This is a genomic window from Campylobacter concisus (assembly GCF_002913545.1).
Taxonomy (GTDB): Bacteria; Campylobacterota; Campylobacteria; order Campylobacterales; family Campylobacteraceae; genus Campylobacter_A; species Campylobacter_A concisus_AV.
Genome location: NZ_PPBR01000122.1, coordinates 1 through 18,810 on the forward strand (window position 1 = coordinate 1; position 18,810 = coordinate 18,810).

Annotated in this window: 19 protein-coding genes and 2 pseudogenes; 15 read left to right on the forward strand and 6 right to left on the reverse strand. The window is 36.6% G+C overall.

Annotated features, from left to right (window positions below):
- Positions 1-96: 96 nt before the first annotated feature.
- The 6 genes from CYP05_RS08495 to CYP05_RS10015 all read left to right on the forward strand — a co-directional run bounded on the left by CYP05_RS08495 (position 97) and on the right by CYP05_RS10015 (position 2,873).
- On the forward strand, positions 97-741 hold the full coding sequence (locus CYP05_RS08495; protein WP_021092016.1) for an AAA family ATPase: 645 nt from the start codon (positions 97-99) through the stop codon (positions 739-741).
- 229 nt (positions 742-970) lie between these two features.
- On the forward strand, positions 971-1,192 hold the full coding sequence (locus CYP05_RS08500) for a hypothetical protein (protein ID WP_103620035.1): 222 nt from the start codon (positions 971-973) through the stop codon (positions 1,190-1,192).
- Between the two features lie 40 nt (positions 1,193-1,232).
- Positions 1,233-1,526, forward strand: a complete 294-nt coding sequence (locus tag CYP05_RS08505; protein WP_103576081.1) for a hypothetical protein — start codon at positions 1,233-1,235, stop codon at positions 1,524-1,526.
- A 33-nt stretch (positions 1,527-1,559) separates the two neighbouring features.
- Positions 1,560-2,006, forward strand: coding sequence for a hypothetical protein (locus tag CYP05_RS08510; protein ID WP_103642618.1), 447 nt, complete (start codon positions 1,560-1,562; stop codon positions 2,004-2,006).
- A 120-nt stretch (positions 2,007-2,126) separates the two neighbouring features.
- Positions 2,127-2,693, forward strand: coding sequence for a hypothetical protein (locus CYP05_RS08515; protein WP_103576079.1), 567 nt, complete (start codon positions 2,127-2,129; stop codon positions 2,691-2,693).
- 18 nt (positions 2,694-2,711) lie between these two features.
- Positions 2,712-2,873 (forward strand): hypothetical protein, encoded by a 162-nt coding sequence (locus CYP05_RS10015; protein WP_159070840.1) that lies wholly within the window; start codon positions 2,712-2,714, stop codon positions 2,871-2,873.
- A gap of 33 nt (positions 2,874-2,906) precedes the next feature.
- Here the strand turns inward: CYP05_RS10015 and CYP05_RS08520 are convergent, their stop codons facing one another.
- From CYP05_RS08520 to CYP05_RS08540, 5 genes are all read right to left on the reverse strand, one after another.
- Entirely contained in the window at positions 2,907-3,671 is a 765-nt protein-coding gene (locus CYP05_RS08520) for a replication initiation protein (protein ID WP_223154259.1), read from the reverse strand.
- A gap of 94 nt (positions 3,672-3,765) precedes the next feature.
- Positions 3,766-6,645, reverse strand: coding sequence for a histidine kinase (locus CYP05_RS08525; RefSeq protein WP_103642619.1), 2,880 nt, complete (start codon positions 6,643-6,645; stop codon positions 3,766-3,768).
- Positions 6,635-7,369 carry a hypothetical protein gene (locus CYP05_RS08530; protein WP_103642620.1) on the reverse strand — a complete coding sequence of 245 codons (735 nt, stop codon included), beginning with the start codon at positions 7,367-7,369 and terminating at the stop codon, positions 6,635-6,637. The genes CYP05_RS08525 and CYP05_RS08530 overlap by 11 nt, the downstream gene beginning before the upstream one ends.
- Positions 7,366-9,183 (reverse strand): excinuclease ABC subunit UvrC, encoded by a 1,818-nt coding sequence (gene uvrC / locus CYP05_RS08535; RefSeq protein ID WP_103642621.1) that lies wholly within the window; start codon positions 9,181-9,183, stop codon positions 7,366-7,368. Before uvrC ends, CYP05_RS08530 begins: the two co-directional genes overlap by 4 nt.
- Positions 9,177-9,677 (reverse strand): hypothetical protein, encoded by a 501-nt coding sequence (locus CYP05_RS08540; RefSeq protein WP_181001197.1) that lies wholly within the window; start codon positions 9,675-9,677, stop codon positions 9,177-9,179. Before CYP05_RS08540 ends, uvrC begins: the two co-directional genes overlap by 7 nt.
- Between CYP05_RS08540 and CYP05_RS10020 the strand changes: the two genes are divergently transcribed.
- From CYP05_RS10020 to CYP05_RS08560, 5 genes and pseudogenes are all read left to right on the forward strand, one after another.
- Complete coding sequence (locus CYP05_RS10020; RefSeq protein WP_012001408.1) at positions 9,660-9,827, forward strand: LptM family lipoprotein; 168 nt, start codon at positions 9,660-9,662, stop codon at positions 9,825-9,827. The two genes, CYP05_RS08540 and CYP05_RS10020, sit on opposite strands and share 18 nt — an antisense overlap.
- Positions 9,828-9,940: 113 nt before the next feature.
- Complete coding sequence (nhaD, locus tag CYP05_RS08545; protein ID WP_103642623.1) at positions 9,941-11,329, forward strand: sodium:proton antiporter NhaD; 1,389 nt, start codon at positions 9,941-9,943, stop codon at positions 11,327-11,329.
- A 10-nt stretch (positions 11,330-11,339) separates the two neighbouring features.
- The gene (gene guaA, locus CYP05_RS08550) at positions 11,340-12,872 is read left to right on the forward strand and encodes a glutamine-hydrolyzing GMP synthase (protein WP_103642624.1); all 1,533 of its coding nucleotides are present in this window, start codon (positions 11,340-11,342) and stop codon (positions 12,870-12,872) included.
- A 124-nt stretch (positions 12,873-12,996) separates the two neighbouring features.
- Positions 12,997-13,368, forward strand: a pseudogene (locus CYP05_RS08555) (bifunctional tRNA (5-methylaminomethyl-2-thiouridine)(34)-methyltransferase MnmD/FAD-dependent 5-carboxymethylaminomethyl-2-thiouridine(34) oxidoreductase MnmC); the annotation flags it as partial.
- 21 nt (positions 13,369-13,389) lie between these two features.
- Positions 13,390-13,620, forward strand: a pseudogene (locus tag CYP05_RS08560) (tRNA (adenosine(37)-N6)-threonylcarbamoyltransferase complex transferase subunit TsaD); the annotation flags it as partial.
- Positions 13,621-13,657: 37 nt separating this feature from the next.
- Here the strand turns inward: CYP05_RS08560 and putP are convergent.
- Positions 13,658-15,145, reverse strand: coding sequence for a sodium/proline symporter PutP (gene putP / locus CYP05_RS08565; protein WP_103642626.1), 1,488 nt, complete (start codon positions 15,143-15,145; stop codon positions 13,658-13,660).
- Between the two features lie 148 nt (positions 15,146-15,293).
- Here putP and CYP05_RS08570 point away from each other — a divergent pair, with 148 nt between their 5' ends.
- The 4 genes from CYP05_RS08570 to CYP05_RS08585 form a co-directional block, all read left to right on the forward strand.
- Positions 15,294-16,004, forward strand: coding sequence for an amino acid ABC transporter permease (locus tag CYP05_RS08570; RefSeq protein ID WP_012140157.1), 711 nt, complete (start codon positions 15,294-15,296; stop codon positions 16,002-16,004).
- On the forward strand, positions 15,997-16,725 hold the full coding sequence (locus CYP05_RS08575; protein WP_103612966.1) for an amino acid ABC transporter ATP-binding protein: 729 nt from the start codon (positions 15,997-15,999) through the stop codon (positions 16,723-16,725). Before CYP05_RS08570 ends, CYP05_RS08575 begins: the two co-directional genes overlap by 8 nt.
- Before the next feature lie 11 nt (positions 16,726-16,736).
- The gene (locus tag CYP05_RS08580; RefSeq protein ID WP_103642627.1) at positions 16,737-17,507 is read left to right on the forward strand and encodes a basic amino acid ABC transporter substrate-binding protein; all 771 of its coding nucleotides are present in this window, start codon (positions 16,737-16,739) and stop codon (positions 17,505-17,507) included.
- Between the two features lie 246 nt (positions 17,508-17,753).
- On the forward strand, positions 17,754-18,810 hold a 1,057-nt coding region (locus CYP05_RS08585), incomplete at its 3' end, for a nitrate- and nitrite sensing domain-containing protein (protein WP_103642628.1).

Consider the following 18,810-nt stretch of genomic DNA (forward strand, 5'->3'; position numbering starts at 1 on the left):
TATTTATTTAAAATACTATTTAATAATTTAATATTTTATTATTTATTAAGTTTAAAAGTATATAATCATTTAAAAATCTAAGGCAAAGGAATAAAAATGATTGTTTCTATATGTAATGAAAAAGGCGGAAGCGGTAAAAGCACCCTAGCTACTAATATAGCGATAAACCAAGGTATTGTAAAAGGCGAACCACTATTATTGGTCGATACAGACCCACAGAAGTCAATAGCCACATTTTTAAATATACGAAACGAAGAAAATCACCCAAAAGCATTTGACTTTGCATATAAATACGGCGAAGAACTAAAAGTATTCCTGCAGGACAACAAAACAAAAAGGGATATAGTAATCGATACAGGCGGACGAGATAGTCGAGAAATGAGAATAGCAATAGCACTAAGCGATATTGTTATAATTCCGACAATTCCAAGCCAGTTTGACGTAAGCGTCCTTGATAAAATGGTAAACATAATCAAGATGGCAAAGGAGCAAAACACTAATCTGCAAACATATATTGTAATCAATAGAGCGTCCACAAATCCATTTTTAGCCAAAAAAGTAGAAAGTCTCAAGAACTTTATAAAAGAAATTCAAGAAGACTATATAAAACTAGCAGAAACAATTATATTTGAAAGAGAGCGATATAAAATTGCGACCCAGCTAGGACTAAGTGTAGTTGAAATGAACGACGGCAACAAAACTGAACAAGAAATCAAAAATTTATGCAGTGAGATATTTTAAAAAATGAAGATAATAGTAGCATCGCCAAAAGCGATGTGTAAATTTAAAAAGGGGAAAGAAGAAAAGCATTTTTTATATTTTACTTATAATTTTTACTGAAAAAATATTTTTATATTATTTAAATTTTATATATTTTTTAATTATTTATTAGTTTATTTTTACTTATTTTATTATTTTTTAAGCAAATTTTCACTATAATAAACTAAATTCAATAAGAAAAGGATACAAAATGGAAAAAACAAGAGATGAGCTAATCAAGGTTGGAGCTTACATAGAATCTAAAAATGGTATAGAGTTCTATGTTAAAATCACTAAGGTAGAAGGCTCAAATGTAACCGTTAGTTGGAGAAATGATTACTACGAAGAAAACTCTCAGGTAATTCCTAAGTCTATCATTAAAGTAGATGGCGATGGCGAATTAAGTGTTCCAAATTGGACAATAAGAAGGTAGTCAGCGGATTGTTAAAATATAGCAAGAAGCAGATATAAAAATGAGACCAACTAACTTCAAACAAGAGACAATGGAACTCATAGGAGATCACAAAGTAGATGAGTATATGCTTAAATTCTCAAGAGATTGGTGTTGCTCTACTATTACCAGCTACAAGGGTAAAGGAGAAATCCCTTGGAATGAGATACAAGCAAGTATGCTTAACTATGACAAAGGATATGGCTCACAATACTGGAAGGGTTGGATAACCTTTAAGGACATCCCTGATTGGCTAGAACGTGAAGAATATGATGGTGCTGAGTGGTGGGCTTGGAGAAGTAAGCCTAGTTTATAAAAAGGCTTAGTATTAGTAGGCAAAGGGATAAAAATGGCGTTAGATACATTATCAACAAATTTCGTAGATTTTATAAATTATACGTTTTCAGCTTTTTCGATTATGCTTTTGACAGCTGGAATGTTTTTATCATATCCATTTTTAAGAGGCGAAATCGAAGATGAAGAAAAAAATGAAAGAGAGGCAAAGGTATTTGCTGTCGGTCTTGGTATTAGTATTTTAATGACAATGATATGTCTTTTTGTGATGATTATAACGCCTATTTATGCGATGCTTAATGGCATAAATATAATTGAATTTATAAAAGTTGCATTTAGTATCCTTGGTTACGCAAAGGACAATGGGGATGAGACTGACATTTTTTTAATGCTAATTATCCTTCTCGTTAATTTTTCAGTCATCGCTTGGATAGGCGGTTTAATAACCAGATTTTGGGGGAATAAAATTTTTATAAAAAAAGATAAAGTAGAAGAAATATGATAAAAGAACAAAAGCTACTAAAATTTATCTGTAAAAAGGAGTAAAAGATGAGTAGAGAAGCTATAGGGTAGTAATAAATTTTATAAAATGTTACAATCAAATTAAAAAAAGGAAAAAGAGATGGATTTTAAAAGAACAAGCAATTCTACTGACAAATTAGATGAATTTATAGCTGGAGCAGATAGTCAAAAGGAACAATCTACAAAAAAAGGCAAGGTATCGGTTGGAACTAAATTTTCTAAAGAACTAGGCATAAAAATACGCAAGAAATATCCAACATACACGCTAGCAAAATTTATAGAATTAGCATTAACAACACCTATACCATATATAAAAGATGAAGTGCTTGTAACGATCTATGACCAAGCAAAATGGCACAATACGAGCATGAGCGAATTTGTAAGATTTAAAATGGGATTAATAGAAGCCCCACAGCCAAATGACGCAAAAGAGAAAGAGCATCAGCAAAACTATATAGTATTTGTAAGCGAAGCAAAAAAAGAAAAGATAAGACAAATCGCAGAAAGCCTAGAAATAAGTATTTTAACCTACTCAGACATTAAAATTCTAGCAACATACGAGCTAAAAGATATTTTCACATTTGATGAACTAATGCAATTTAAGGCGGAAGCGAACAACTTTGACCTAGATCTGGAAGAGTACATAGCCATGAGAATAAGAGGTTGATAAGCCAAGAAACAAAAAATGACTAAAAAAATTAAAAATAACCTTATAAAAATCCATAAAATTTTAGTAAGAATGTTTAAAAATAAAAATAACGATGGTGATAGTAAAAGGCAAAATTTACCTACCCCAAAAGCTGAGCAAATAAATTTTGACGTTCAAAAGCTAGAGCTAGATTATTAGGATAAGTAAGAGTGATCGTAGCTCTAAGCAAAATCAAGCATCCTCATTTAACATAAACCTAAAAGAGTAGCCGATAACGTTCTTTTTAGAGCCTTCAGCAATTTTCTTCTCGAGAACAATCTTTTTAAAGTAGTTTTCGTTTAACTCTTCTATGGCAGGATTTATTACACGGCGATCCAAATCTCTCGTTTCGTATTTTTCAGGAACGCTCATAAATCTTTCGAAATCAGGTCTATTAAAATTTACACACTTAAAGCCATCTTTGTCGGATCTGATATTTTGATATTGTAGTAAGAGGCGATAAAGAGACTTTGCAAATTTACTTCGAATTGAAATAAAATCGTGTAAATTTATTCTCATAAATTTTAGAGTACCAAATAAAATATCGAGAGCTTCTGTATTTAATTTAAATTTTAAAATTTGCGTATTTCTAAAGGCTTTAATAGAAATGAAAAAAACTCCAGCCGTCATAATTTCATCATTATTTGTAATCTCTAAACTTTTGTAGATTGCCGATCCGTTTTCGCCTAAAACCTTTTTACAAAACTCAAGCACCTCGTTATTAAAACGAGTTTTATTTAGACCTTCAGCAAAGAATTGTGATATCTTAGAATACGGCATTTCAATATAATTTCTGCTATCCGAATACCCCAATTGCTTTGCATACCAGCAAATAGTAAAGAAAATATCATAATCCCTAGATGTAAAATTTACTGGAAACAATATAGAATTCATTTTATTACGGAAAACGAGCGTTCCATTGCTTTCTATATGAGCGACTCTTGTGGTTTTAAGCACGAAATTACCTTTCTCAAAATAGAAAGACATTTCACACATTTTTTTACCTCAAAGTTCAATTTTAGAATCTCGATAGTAAAATACGTTCAATTTATTACAGCTTAAATTTTATAAACTTAAAGTTGCTCTTTAGTTTATTTTGGGTCGAATTTATCTCGCCAAGCTCTGATTTTACGAAGTTTGTAAGCTCTATCTTGCTCACGCTTGGAGATAGAATTTTTATATACTCTTTTTGGTTTTTAAGCTCTAAGCTGTTGCTAAAAAGAAGCACTCTAGCATCTAACTTTAGCCCAGCTCTAAGCTCAGATATCGTAGCTAAAAGCTCTTTTATATCAAAGCCCTCCGCCGTTTCATCCACAAGTGCTAGCGAGCAAGGTTTTGTCTTTATCTTTATCAAAAGTTCGCTAAAGCTATTTGCCACCTCAAGCGTATTTTGAAACTCGCCAAGAGCGCCAGCAAATATCTTATTTTCAAGCTTTGTGCTCTTGTAAATAACGATATTTTCATTTTTACTAAAGTATCTATTTTCTTTACTTGGCTTATAGTTTTTTATAAATTTAGGCAAAATTTGATTTAGCTCATCTTTGCTAAAAGGCTTTCTGATCTTCTCATCAAAGGCAGGCAACAGCTCTCTTTCAGGGATATTTGAGGTGTTTGAGACCACGGCGACTAAATTTATCTTCTCTTCTTGAAGCGATCTTATCTCTTTTACAAAATTTGCCACGCCATTTTCAAAAAATGAAGCATCGATAAAGACTGCGTTAAATCTATTTAAAAGCAGCGCTTGTTTAAGCTCTTTATGGCTGCTAACGCCTATGACTTCGCAGTCTAAGAAGCTAAAAGCGCGCGAAAACATCTCAAGACTAAGCGGATTTTTATCGCAAAGCAAAAAGAGCACTTTCTCTTCAGCCAAGCTCTCGCCCCTATTTTTCTCCATATAAACAAGCCTTGCAACGCTAAGTGGCGTGAGCGGATCTTTTAGCAAGACCACATTTTTTATATTTATATTTTTACTAGCGCTCTGCCTTGCAAAGACGATATCATAGTTTTTCGCTAGCGCTTGGTTGTTTGAGATGATATTTTGAAACCTAAGCCCCATATCTTCTAAAGTGGCTGCGAAAAATTCATTATATTTTACATTTATATCAGGCAGATACGCGATCCTTAGCTCGTGATTTAGACTGAAATTTTGCAGTTTTTGCACCTTTTTTAGACTAAGGATAAATTTAAACTCATTGCCAGCTCCGCCAAGCGTGCTTATATCAAGGCTTGAGTTAAAAAGCTTTAGATAAAAGCTAGCAAGTCTTAGATAAAACTCGCTCTCTTCGTCATTTATCTCATTTTCATCTTCTGCGTTTAAAGCTTTTATCTGCTCTTCATTTATAAAAATTTGATTTGTCCTTATCTTTGTTTCGATGAGTAAAAGACCGCTTTGACTAAGGGTGTCGCTGACATTTTTTATCTCTACTATCAAGTTGGCAAATTTATCGCATTTTGTCACGACAGCTTGCATGATAGAGCCAAAGACGACGCTTATCTTCTCGCTATCGCCCTCTAGCTCGTCGCTAATGTTTGCATCAAGATAGGTTAAGAAATTTAGCTTTTTCTCTTGCGTGAAAGGTATCTGCGCTTCAAGGATATTTGAAAACAAAATTTGTGGGTTAAACGGCTTTAAATTTAGTCCAACTTCGCCATTTCTTCTATCAAGCAAGCCTTTTATATTGCTGTAATTTATCGCGATTATCTGGCTATTTTTTTCTAAATTTTCAAAAACTAGCTCATTTTTTACCATGTTTTCATCTTTTTTTAGTGTAGCGACCGAGCTAAAGATCTGCTCTTTTGCTTGGTAAAATTTCTTACTTAGTCTAACAAGCAGCCTATCTTTTATCGCTGTAAAGCTTCTTTCTTGCTCATACTTTTGAAGTAGCTCTTTATATAGCGCGATGAAACTTTCTATTAAATTTTGTGGATTTCTATCCCCTTTTTTTAAAATTTCATCTCTTACAAGCTTCATTTTTTGGTTTAAATTTTCTAGATCTTTTAGCCAGATATATGTTTTATATCCAGCGTAAAAGAGCCAAAGTGAAAGAAAAAACATCAAAAGCGTTAGACAAAGCGCCTTGATTCTAAAGTTGTCATTTAGCCTCTTTAGCTCTTTAGTTAGGGTATTTGCTATCTTACGAAAAAGATCAGCTCTATTATTTTCAAATTTATTGATCTGTAAAATTTCATCACGTGTTAGCTCATTGTTTAGCTTTAGCTTAAAGCGGAGCTCGTCATATCCCTGCGTGGTCTCTATATTATCAAGCCTATCTATTTCTTTTGTTATATTGTCTTTTATCTCGCCATTTGGGAGTAAATTTGCATTTATATCGTTATATCTAAGGCCATTTATAGTTTGTTTTAACGAACTTTCAGTAATTTTTTCTTTACCCATAAGCACGGCTAAGATGTGATCTTTTGCAGTATTTACGTTTTGTAGTAGCTCGTAAGTTCTGATTAAAGAGATGATATAGCGCTTGATATCTGCATCTATGGTTAAACCTTTAAATGCAACTTGCCCACTTGTTACCGTAGAATTTGCCAGCTCAACAAAGCTATAAAACGAGAGGTTAAAGCTCTCCCAGCTTGCATTTGCATTTTTTAAAACTTCATTTAGCCTATCTCTCATTCTTATGTCATCTGGTGTGTTAGAAAGGCTATTTGATAAACTTTTTACTACCAAATTTTTAGCAGTGTTTGCCTTCCTTAGCGTTATTTCATCTTGTGGTAACATAGTTTGACTATATATATCATAGGCTTTTCTTTCTGAGATGATATAATCTATGGCGCTTCTTATTAAATTTTCTCTTGTTATCTCATTATTTATGTTATAAGAGATCCTAAATTTATCAAAGTAGAGCACGCCACCATAAAAGCAAGCGAAAGCCGCCAAAAATATCGGCAAAAGAACCAAAAATTTATTAACCCTCATTGACAAGCCTTTTTGAAAATTTATTGCAAAGCGTGCTTATTTCGCTTAGTCTTTCGTTTATCTGAGCGATTTTTTTAATCTTGTTTGGTCTGGTAAGTAGCGCATCGAAATTTGCCACAAGCGGAGTGATCTTTAAATTTAGCGCTGGCTCTTTTAATATCTTTATGCTCTCTTCTAAAAATTTAGTATCTCGCGCTTGCACCGCACTTTGGATAAAGATCATCTTGTCTTTTGCTTTGCTTAAAAATATACCAAGATAGGTCGCAAACTCGCTTTTGCTTAAATTTAAAAAGCTAGCAGTCTCGCTAAACCAGCTCTCGTTTAAGACCTCTTCTTCTTTATCTAAAAGCTCTTTTTCATCTACCTTTAAATTTGGCAAGCGAAGCTTTGTCTTTGCTTTCATCGCAGCTTGTTGGTTTTGGCTGTAAATTTCTGTTTGATCTAGGATTAGAAGCTCGAAATACTCTTCGTTTTTTACTGAGCTGATCTTTGAAAATTTAAGCGTTGCATTTAAAATTTTGCCGTTTTTAGTCTTTAAATTTACTCTTAAATTTGGTCTTTTAGCTAGATAATCTATAAAAACTCCAGACTCTTTGTAGTCTAAAACTAGCTCGTCAATGTCTTTATGCTCGCTTAAAAACTCCCTTATATCTTTAAATTCAAGCAGGCCAAGAGAGATATCTCCCATCGCTAAAATTTGACCGTTTTTGTCGTATATTATCACTTCAAATTTCCTTCTTTGAGCGTTAAAAGCTTTGCCGCTACGCTTTTGTTTGTTATTTTTGCCACTTCGTCTAAATTTGCTTCGCTGATTTTATCAAAACTTCCGTAAAAGCTGATTAATTTCGCAATACTGCCCTCAGATACGCCAGCTTGTCTTAGCACTGATCTTTGCATATCGTTTTTCTGCCTTGTTTTTCTGTGAAAACTGATGACAAATCTATGGCTCTCATCGCGCATTTTTTGGAAAAACTGCAGTTTTTTATCGCTCGTGCTTAGGCTAAAGCTGCCATTTTTTGTATAAATTTTATCTTTCGCCTCGCCCTTTGCGCGGTGAGCTTTTGCATCAATTTTTTCTTTTGAGATAGCTATCACATCAACATTTGCGCCACTACTTGCTAAAATTTCGCAGGCTAAGTTTAAAAGCACTTCGCCACCATCAATAACCCAAAGATCAGGCGGGCTAAGCTTATCAAACCTAAGTGCTCTAGCAGTGAGGCTCTCTCTCATCTGATCGTAGTCGTTTTTGGAGTTTAGGTGCATGTGGCGGTAGTTTTGCTTCGCCCACTCGCCATGCTCATAGCGCACCATCGCTCCGACACTTGCCTCGCCAAAAAGGTGCGAGTTGTCGTAAGCCTCGACCACGTAAGGCGTGTGAGCTAGATTAAAGTACTCTTTTATCTCGTTTAAGAGCTCGTTATCGTGCGTTTTTAGATATTTTTCGATGCTAACTTCGGCGTTTTTGGTTGCGATCTCGCAAATTTTACGCTTGTCGCCTATTTTTGGGCAAGTGATATTAAATTTACGACCAAATCTCTCGTTTAAAATTTCCTCCACCAGCTCGCTATCTTCAAAGTCTTCGTGGACGTAAATTTTGGTGCTGATTATTGGCTGACCGGCAATGAAGCTTTTTAAAATGGCCTGCTTATAAGCCTCGTTTATCTCGTCTTTTTGAGCGTTTTTAGCCTGCGTGATATCAGTTTTTACGCCTGTTATCTTGCCACTTTGCACGCTAAATCTCACCGCGCAGATCATATCGTGCACGCAAGCAACCGAGTAGGCCTCAAAGTCCTCAAGCTTGGCTAGATCGACCTCGACCTTTGTCTGCATATTTTTAAGCGTTTGCATCTTATCTCTAGTCGCGGCTGCTTGCTCGTACTCTTCGGCCTTGGCGTAGTTTAGCATGAGCTCTTCAAGGCGAGCGATTAGCAAATTTGGATTTTGCAAAGCGGCTGTGGCATCAGCGACTATTTTGGCATAGCTCTCTTTTGAAATTTTACCCTCACATGGGGCATAGCAGCGTTTTAGCTGATAAAAAAGGCAGGCTTTTTTGCCTTTGATGCAGGACTTTTTTTGAACTAGGTTGAAATTTAGATAAAGCGCCTCAAGTAGTTCGCCAGCTCCGCTAAAATATGGCCCAAAATAGCGTATATTTGAGCCTTTTACCACCTTTCTAGTGATCTCAAATCTCGGAAATTCATCGTTTAAATTTATAAAGATATAAGGGTAGGTCTTGTCGTCACGAAGCAAGATGTTGTACTTTGGCTTAAGCTGCTTTATGAATGAATTTTCAAGTATGAGCGCGTCTGCCTCGCTTGGTGTGACGATGTATTCAAGGTGCACCGCCTCGCTTATCATCTTTGAAATTCTTGGGCTTAGCTTTTCAGCTGGTGCTAAGCTTGGGGTAAATTTAAAGTAGCTTTTGACCCTGTTTTTTAAAATTTTGGCCTTGCCGACATATAAAAGTCTGTTTTGAGCATCAAAATATTGATATACGCCAGGCTCGTTTGGAAGCGTTCTTATCTCGTCTATTAGCATCTTGCCTGCTCGTTTTTCTTTAGCAAAATTTCTCTTAGCTCTTCAAATTTCTTATAAATTTGCTCATTTGTGGCTAAATTTTTAAACTCACCATTGCTTGCTGGCATTATAAAATTTGATCTTTGCGTAGGTTGTGGCATGAAAAATTTTAGATATTTGCTCACGATAAATCTTATATTTTCTTCTTTTTTGTTTTTTATGTAGTTGATCTCGCTAAGAGGTTTTGACTTGATGACGCTTGCAAAAATGCTATCTTTTTTGACCTTGCAAAATGTTTTTAATAACCCTTTTATCTCATTTATACTACTATCACGTCTAAGTTCCAAAAGCCCTGAGGGATGAGTGAGAACGAAGGTTAATATACCTTCTCTAACATAGCAAAAAGCTATGTAAAATCGCTTTGCTTTACCCATGAGGCGCAGAAGCTCTCGGCACTCGTCTGCCATGCTTAATTTTTCTTTATACAAAGGATTTTCGTGGATAGCATCTATCATAAATTTGGCGTCTTTCATAAGGCAATCTTATCATCTTTTATTTTAATTTTCGCTCTTTTTGCACTTAGTGGCTGCGGCTACAAGGACGATCCATTTTATGGCGATGCACCTGTGAAAGAGAAAAAAACTGACAAGATCAATAAAATTTGATCTTAAATTTGGCGTAAGATAAAAATGTAATGCAAGCTTAATAAATTTAACTAACCTAAATTTTAGGCTCATTTAAGTAAAATACGCAAATTTTTATCTTACAAGGAGAGTATATGAGGTTATTTGGACTTCTAAGTTTGTTTTTTGCTTTAGCCTTTGGTGCTGACGGAGAAGCTGCGGCTATTGACTTAACTACTACATGGGCGGGAATTTTATCGCTTATCATTTTTGTTGTTGGATATTTTTTCATAGCAGCAGAAGAGAATTTTCACATCGACAAGGCAAAACCTGCCATTTTTATAGGCACTTTTATGTTCCTACTTATCGGCGTTTATATGCTTATAAATGGCATGGATGTGCATTTGCTAGAGCACGAGGTAAATCACCTGATCCTAGAGATAGCTCAGATCGTCTTTTTCTTGATGGTAGCGATGACATTTATCGAGGCACTTGTTGAAAGAGATGTGTTTAACGCACTTAAATATAACCTAGTTTCAAAAGGCTACACTTATAGAAAGCTATTTTGGCTAACTGGTATTTTGGCATTTTTCATTAGCCCAGTGGCTGATAACCTAACAACAGCGCTTATCTTATCAACCGTTCTTTTAACAATAGATAGAAATAATACAAATTTCCTAGTCGCAGGTGCGATAAATATCGTCGTAGCAGCAAACGCAGGCGGAGCGTGGAGTCCATTTGGTGACATCACTACGCTTATGGTTTGGGCAGCAGGCAAGTCACCATTTTTAGACTTTTTTGCACTTTTCCCAGCATCTATCATAGGCTGGTTTGTAACTGCGTTTTTACTTTCACGCATCGTGCCAAATACTGCGCCTCATTTTGATGTGGCAAATGAGCCAAAAGTGGTTATGAAAAAGGGCGGTAAAGCGGTTATCTTCATAGGTGCATTTACTATCTTTTGTGCAGTTATGATGCACCAGTTATTTCACTTGCCAGCTATGTGGGGCATGATGTTTGGCTTCTCACTACTTAGCCTTTATACATATTATTTCAAAAAAGCTCACAAAGACGAAGAGCCTATGAATGTCTTTCACTATATGTCAAAGATCGAGAACAACACGCTATTTTTCTTCTTTGGAATTTTAGCTGCAGTTGGCGCTCTTCACTTTGCTGGATTTTTAAATTACGCTGTGTCACTTTATGATAAATTTGGCTCAACACCTGTAAATATCGGTGTTGGCTTCCTCTCAGCAGTCGTTGATAACGTCCCTGTTATGTCAGCTGTGCTAAAAGCAAATCCAGCCATGGGAGCTGATGCAGGCGAGTCTATGAGTCAGTGGCTACTTGTGACACTTACAGCTGGTATCGGCGGTTCGATGATCAGTTTTGGCTCAGCAGCTGGCGTTGGAGTAATGGGTAAATTAAAAGGAATTTATACCTTTGGTGCGCATATGAAATATGCATGGATGGTAGTTTTGGGATACATCGTATCACTCATTGTTTGGTATGTGCAGTTTGAAATTTTTCACATCTACTTTTAAAAGGTTATAAATGAACAATACGATTATAGTTTTGGACTTTGGTTCGCAGTATACTCAGCTAATAGCTAGAAGGCTAAGAGAAGAGGGAGTTTATACTGAAATTTTGCCATTTAACGCAAAACTAAGCGATATAAAGGCGAAAGATCCAAAAGGTATCATTTTAAGTGGTGGTCCAGCTAGCGTTTATGCAAAAGATGCATATTTTTGCGATAACGGCGTCTTTGAGCTAAATATCCCTATCCTTGGCGTTTGCTACGGTATGCAGCTACTTGCTCACACACACGGAGCTGAAGTTTTAGCCGCTGATCAAAAAGAGTACGGCAAGGCTGAGCTAAACGTCATAAAAGAGCACAAACTATTTCAAGGTACCCCTTCAAAACAGATCGTATGGATGAGCCATAGTGACTATGTAAAAGACCTGCCAGATGGCTTTGAGGCGATCGCAGTTAGCGAAAATTCGCCTTATTGCGCCTTTGGTGATGATAAACGTAAATTTTATGCGATCCAGTTTCACGCAGAGGTACAACACAGCGAGTATGGCACGCAAATTTTAAAGAATTTTGCCAAATATATCTGCGGCTGCGAGAGCACATGGAACATGGGAAGCTTTGCTAAAAACAAGATAGACGAGATAAGAAAAACGGTTGGCACACACAAGGTGCTTTGCGCGGTTAGTGGCGGCGTGGATAGCTCTGTGACTGCGGCACTCTTAGCGGCTGCTGTGCCTGAAAATTTGATCCTTGTTTTTGTAGATAACGGACTTCTTAGAACAAACGAAAAAGAGCAAGTTGAAGCTACATTTAGAACAAAGCTTGGCGTTGAGCTAGTTAGTATAGATGCGAGCGAGATCTTTCTTAGCCGCTTAGCTGGCGTCGTTGATCCTGAGAAAAAACGCAAGATCATAGGCGAGACATTTATAGAAATTTTTGAGCAAGAGGCGAAAAAACATGGCGATGTGAAATTTCTAGCTCAAGGCACTCTTTATACTGACATCATCGAAAGCTCAGTCGTTGGCTCAAGTAAGACCATAAAGAGCCACCACAACGTTGGCGGCTTGCCTGATTGGATGACATTTGAGCTAATAGAACCGCTAAGAGAGATTTTTAAAGACGAAGTTAGAAAGCTAGGACTTGAGCTTGGACTAAGCCGCGAGCTAGTCTTCCGCCATCCTTTCCCAGGACCTGGCCTTGCTATCCGCATCATGGGCGAGGTAAATAAACCAAGCCTTGAGCTGCTTCGCAAAGCTGACGTGATCTTGCGCGATGAATTAAAAAGTAGTGGCTGGTATAACAAAACTTGGCAGGCATTTTGCGTACTCTTAAACGTAAATTCTGTTGGTGTTATGGGTGATAACCGCACCTACGAAAACGCTGTTTGTGTGCGTGTGGTAGATGCGAGTGATGGCATGACTGCAAGCTTCTCAAGGCTTCCTTATGACCTGCTTGAAAACGTAAGCCGCCGCATCATAAACGAAGTAAATGGCATAAACCGCGTAGTTTACGACATCTCGAGCAAGCCACCTGCAACTATCGAGTGGGAGTAAATTTAAAGGTGGTTTGCCACCTTTAACTCCTTTAAACTTGTAAATTTAATCTCTTAAAAATATTTCCCATAAAATTTCATTTTAACTGGCTTTTTTTATAAATTTTTAGTCAAATTTGTATTATTTAAGGTTTGTGAGTGAGTTTTTTGACGCCACAAAAGCCACCATCATCGGCTCACGTGTGGGATATAGAAGTTACAGTGGAGATAGGTTTCCGATAATCGGCGCCTTACACGATGAGGAGTTTTATAAGCAAAACTACAAAGGGCTATTTTGGAGTAAAAATAAAGATAACAATCCAAAAGCAAGCTACGAAAAAAATCTCTTTGTAAATTTCGCTCACGGCTCACGTGGCCTTGGTACGGCGATACTTGGAGCAAATTTGATAACCGATCTTGTGCTTGCTCGCCCACTTTGCATAGAAAGGTCGCTATTTTTTGAGCTACACCCTGCTAGATTTTTGATAAGAAAGCTAAAAAAAGGACTAAATGTATAAAATTAGCAAGTTTGATCTCATAGAAATTTCAAACGCTTTGGCGGAGCGAGTGCAAATTTAAATTTACGCAAAAGGCTTGAAACTCTTTGCCAAAAAAATGAGTGCGAGCTTTTGCTGGCCCCACTTGCATTTTGCTCTGATAATGCGCTGATGATAGCAAGAGCTGGACGTGAGAAATACTTAAAACAAGAGTTTATCTCTCATGATAAGCTAACTATAAATCCAAGGGTTAGTTTTAAGAAATTAGAGTAAATTTGATGGTGGCTAAAGCTAGCCACCTTGCTTAAATTTAAAGCCTTGTCTTCATCTTTTCAAATTCATCTTTTATCACTTGCTCGTGTGGCTCGCTAGTCATTTTATTTATCGCGTCGCCCCAGATACTGACCATGATGATGGCTAGGCTTGAGGTTAAAATGCCTGGTAAAATTTCATAAACATAGGCATTTAGCCCTGATGTTATCCAAAATATTACGGTCGCACCGCCAGCTATCATACCAGCAAGCGCTCCAAGTGCGCTCATACGTTTCCAGTAAAGGCTAAAAAGAAGCACCGGACCAAAGCTCGCACCAAATCCAGCCCAAGCGTTGCCAACGACGTTTAAAACGTTATCTGTAGAGATAAAGGCAAGCACTGTGGCAATTATCGCTACGACCACGACCGCATATCGACTGATCGCTGTTTGCGTGCTTTGGCTCACCTCTTTTTTATAAAAGGCAAAGATAAAATCCTTTGTGACCGAGCTTGAAGTGACTAAGAGCTGGCTTGAGATGGTGCTCATGATCGCTGAAAGCACGGCTGAGATGATGATACCTATAAAAAATGGCGGGAAAAGTAGCTCGCCAAGCTTTAAAAATACTGTCTCAGGATCGCTTAGTCCGCCTCTTTGGCTAAAATAAACAAAGCCGATAAGTCCGCTCATAATTGCACCAAGTAGACCGATCGTCATCCAGCCGATGCCGATCCTTCTTGCCTTTGCAAGCTCTTTTGAGTCGCGTATCGCCATAAATCTAACGATGATATGTGGCTGTCCAAAGTAGCCAAAGCCCCAAGCTAGAAGGCCCAAAATACCCCAGAAAGTCTGGTCTCTAAATGGATTTAGGTGATTTGCGTCAAGCTTGCTTATCTCTTTTATCAAATTTGTATCGCCTGGCAGGTCTAAATTTAGATATGCCACGACTGGGATCGAAACTAGGACGCAAAACATCAAAAGCCCCTGAAATGCGTCAGTTATACTAACAGCCTTAAACCCGCCAAAAAATGTGTAAAAGACTACGATTATGAGCGTAAAGACCGCTCCGTATGCAAATTTTAAGCCAAAAAAGCTCTCAAATGTCTTGCCGCCAGCGATGATGCCACTACTTACGTAAAGTGTGAAAAATATCAATATGATAAGACCTGAGATGATCCTTAAAATTTTCGTTCTATCTTTAAAGCGGTTTTCCAAAAAATCAGGTATCGTGATGCTGTCGCTTGCAACCTCAGTATAGACCCTAAGCCTTTTTGCTAGAAATAAGTAGTTGCAGTAAGCTCCCACGATAAGACCAGCTATCATCCAGACATTTGCTACGCCAGTTGCGTATAAGGCCCCGGGCACGCCAAGTAGCATCCAACCACTCATATCAGAAGCGCCAGCACTAAGTGCGGTGACGACTGGACCCATTTGACGGTTATCCAGTAGATACTCGTTCATACTTGCGTTTTTATCGTAGAAATATCGTCCGATAAAGAGCAAGAAACCAAAATAGATGGCGATGGCTAAATAAGACCCAAAGCTCATAAAATTCCTTTCAAATAAAATAAAACGCTTATGTTATTATAAAATCATTTAAATTTCAATGAGCGGGCTTATTCCTTAAAAAATTTTAAGCAAAATGATATATTTTTTTTCGTATCATTTAAGGCTACATTTTAAAGAAAGGACGAAGTTGAACGCTCAAAATTTAGCCAAATTTCTATTTTTTATAATAATTGTCTCACTTGGAACATACTTTTTCTATCCAAGAGATCTTAGTGAGGCGCAAGAGATCGCATATATCAAAAGTTATGGAGTAACACTTGGCCTTACGATAGGCGGTATCGCTATAGGCATCACACTTGGATTTATTTTAGCTTTTATTAAATTTTTAGATATCAAGGTTTTAAATTTCGTCATAGATGAGTATATCGACATCTTGCGTGGAACGCCTGTAATACTTCAACTTCTAATATTTTCGGTGGTGATTTTTGCCACTTGGAGCGATAACTTCTACGTCGCTGTGATCGCACTTGGACTAAATAGCTCAGCATACGTCGCTGAGATTGTAAGAAGCGGCATAAATAGCGTCGATAAAGGGCAAATGGAGGCAGCACGCGCGATGGGGCTAAACTACTACGTTTCGATGCGTGAGATAGTCTTTCCGCAAGCTACTAAAAATATCTTGCCAGCGCTTGCAAATGAGTTTATCTCGCTTTTTAAAGAGACCTCAGTCGTTGGCTACATAAGCGTCGTTGATATTACGATGCAAAGTAAGAGCCTTCAAGCAGTCTTTTACAGCCCAGAGCCAGTCATTTTTACGGGCATTGTATATTACGTGAGCGTTAAATTTTTCACCCTTTTGGTGAAACTACTTGAGAGGAGATTAAATCGCCATGATTGAGATTAAAAATTTAAACAAAAGCTATGGCGATTTGCGTGTTTTAAATGACATTAGCGTAAATATCAAAAAAGGCGAAGTCATAGCGATAATTGGCCCAAGTGGCGGTGGAAAAAGTACATTTTTGCGCTGCATAAACCGCCTTGAAGAGCCAGATAGCGGGCATATCAAGATAAATGGCGAAGATATCCTCAATAAAAAATCAGACATAAATAAAATTCGCCAAAAAGTGAGCATGGTCTTTCAGCACTTTAACCTTTTTGCAAACAAAAATGTCTTGCAAAATTTAACTCTAGCTCCTATAAAAGCTGGGATATTAGACAAAGAGAGTGCTGAGAGGAGGGCAGATGAGCTGCTAAAGAGCGTTGGGCTAAGCGATAAGAAATTTGCCTATCCGCACAAGCTCTCAGGCGGTCAAAAGCAGCGTATCGCGATCGCTAGAAGCCTTGCAATGGAGCCAGAGGTGATACTATTTGACGAGCCAACAAGTGCGCTAGATCCTGAGATGATCGGCGAGGTGCTTGATATCATGAAAGATGTCGCAGCAAAGGGCATAACGATGCTTGTGGTGACTCACGAGATGGGCTTTGCAAGAAACGTGGCAAATAGAATTTTCTTTATGGACAAAGGCAAGATAGCAGTTGATGACACGCCAAAAAACGTCTTTACAAATCCGCAGCACGAGCGTCTGCGAGAGTTTTTAGGTAAAATTTTAAATCACTAATAAGGAGTAAAATGAAAAATTTATTAAAAGTTCTAGCATTAGGGTTAGTTATGTTTTTTATAGGTTGTGGCGATGATAGTGGCAAAAAAACCGCTGCAAATGCGCCAGAAGCTAGCAAAGAGGTAGTTTATAAGGTAGGATCAAGTGCTGATTATCCTCCGTTTGAGTATCTTGATAATAAAAATCAAATCGTTGGCTTTGAGATCGATCTTTTAAATGAGATCACTAAAAAAACTGGGATCAAATTTGACGTTGCAAATATGAGTTTTGATGGGCTGATACCTGCTTTAAAAACAGGCAAGATCGATATCGCGATAAGCGGTATGAGCGCAACTGATGAGAGAAGAAAGTCTGTTGATTTTACTAAGCCATATTATTTTTCAGAGAATTTATTTATCCGCAAAAAAGGCTCAGATGTAAATAAAGACAACCTTAAAGATAAGAAAATTTCAGCTCAAGTTGGCACACTTCAAGAAGAGGCAGCTAAAAAGATCACAACCCAGTCAATCCCAGCTGAAAATGTAGCAGCAGCTATAATGTCACTAAATGCCGGTAAGATCGATGTTGTGCTAACTGATAGCCCAATAGGTGTTGAGTTTTTAAAACAAAATCCAGACTTAGAGGAGTTTTTGAGACTTCCTGACGGCACAGAGGGCTTTGCGATGGCATTTGATAAGGGCAAACATACTGATCTTATCAAAAATATAGATGCTGCGATCGAAGAGCTACAAAAGTCTGGCGAATTTGACAAAATGCTCGCTAAATACGACCTTAAAAAATAAGCATTTGCTCAAATTTTAAAGTTTATGTATGTTTAAATAAGACCCAACGTAATTAGTTTATTTAAGGGGAATACAATGAGATTACCCATTATAAGAATATTACTTTTGATAAGTGTCGTTATTTTGGTTTGTGTTAGCGAGGTTGGTTTTATAACTTAGTTTCGCATAAAATTAAAATATTGTAGGCTATTTATTTGTAGTTGTATTTTAAATTAAATTTATAAAAATAATAAATAAGGATATAAAATGAGTAATATAGGTATTAAATTTAAAATTATGATCATAGTTATTGTTGGTCTTATTGGACTCAGTATAACAAGTATATATACGTTAAGTAGTATTGTGAAAAAACGCTCAGAAGCTGAATATAGTGAGAAAATAGTAAATGTAATAATAAAACAAAATGATTTCATCCATGAAATGCAAAAGGAACGTGGTTTAAGTTCAGGTGTGTTATCTGGAGGAGATAATGTAAAGCTTATAGAACAACGCAAAAATGTAGATGCAGCGCTTGAAAAGTTAGATGAAAGGAATGAAATAATTCCAGAATTATCTAGCATTCGCTCTAATATAGATCAAAAAAATAGCAATAGCGCAATTGGGCAAATAACGAAGATTTTAAGAAAAGAGCTTATTGCTATAAATGGATATAGCAATAAGCTTGAGTCTAACTTAGTGGATGATTTAAAACGTATTATTATTGTTGGTGAGATAAAAGAGTCTTTTGGTATTTTGCGTGCTACACTAAATGGTATCTTTACTAAAAAGAGCATAAGTAAAGAGGACTATAATAAAGTAGTTGCACTAAATAGCGTTATAAACAAATTTATGCAAGATTTTGATGAATACAATCCAAAAGAATTTAGTGAAGAATTTGATGCTATTACTAGAAAGAAGGCAGATTTTATAGATGCTATAAATATTATTAAAAATGTAGTTGCTACTGAAAATACGTCTTATGATGCAGCGAGTTGGTTTTCTAAGATAAGTATTTCAATAGATGCAATGAGGGAGTTTGAGCTTAAATTGCTTGATAATATGCAAAAAGATGCAATGCATATTAAGGATGAGGCAAATACTCAACTTATTGTACGCTCTATTGTAATTGTGGTTTGTATTTTGCTTATGCTATTAGTGTCCATATTTGTTGGCAAAAACATAATAAGAGGCATTGATCTAACTAAAAATTCATTAAAAGATTTCTTTGACTTTTTAAATAATAAGACAAATAGTGCACATCTTTTAAACATTAAAGGTAAAGATGAAATTTCTCAAATGGCAGCTTTAATAGATGAAAATATTG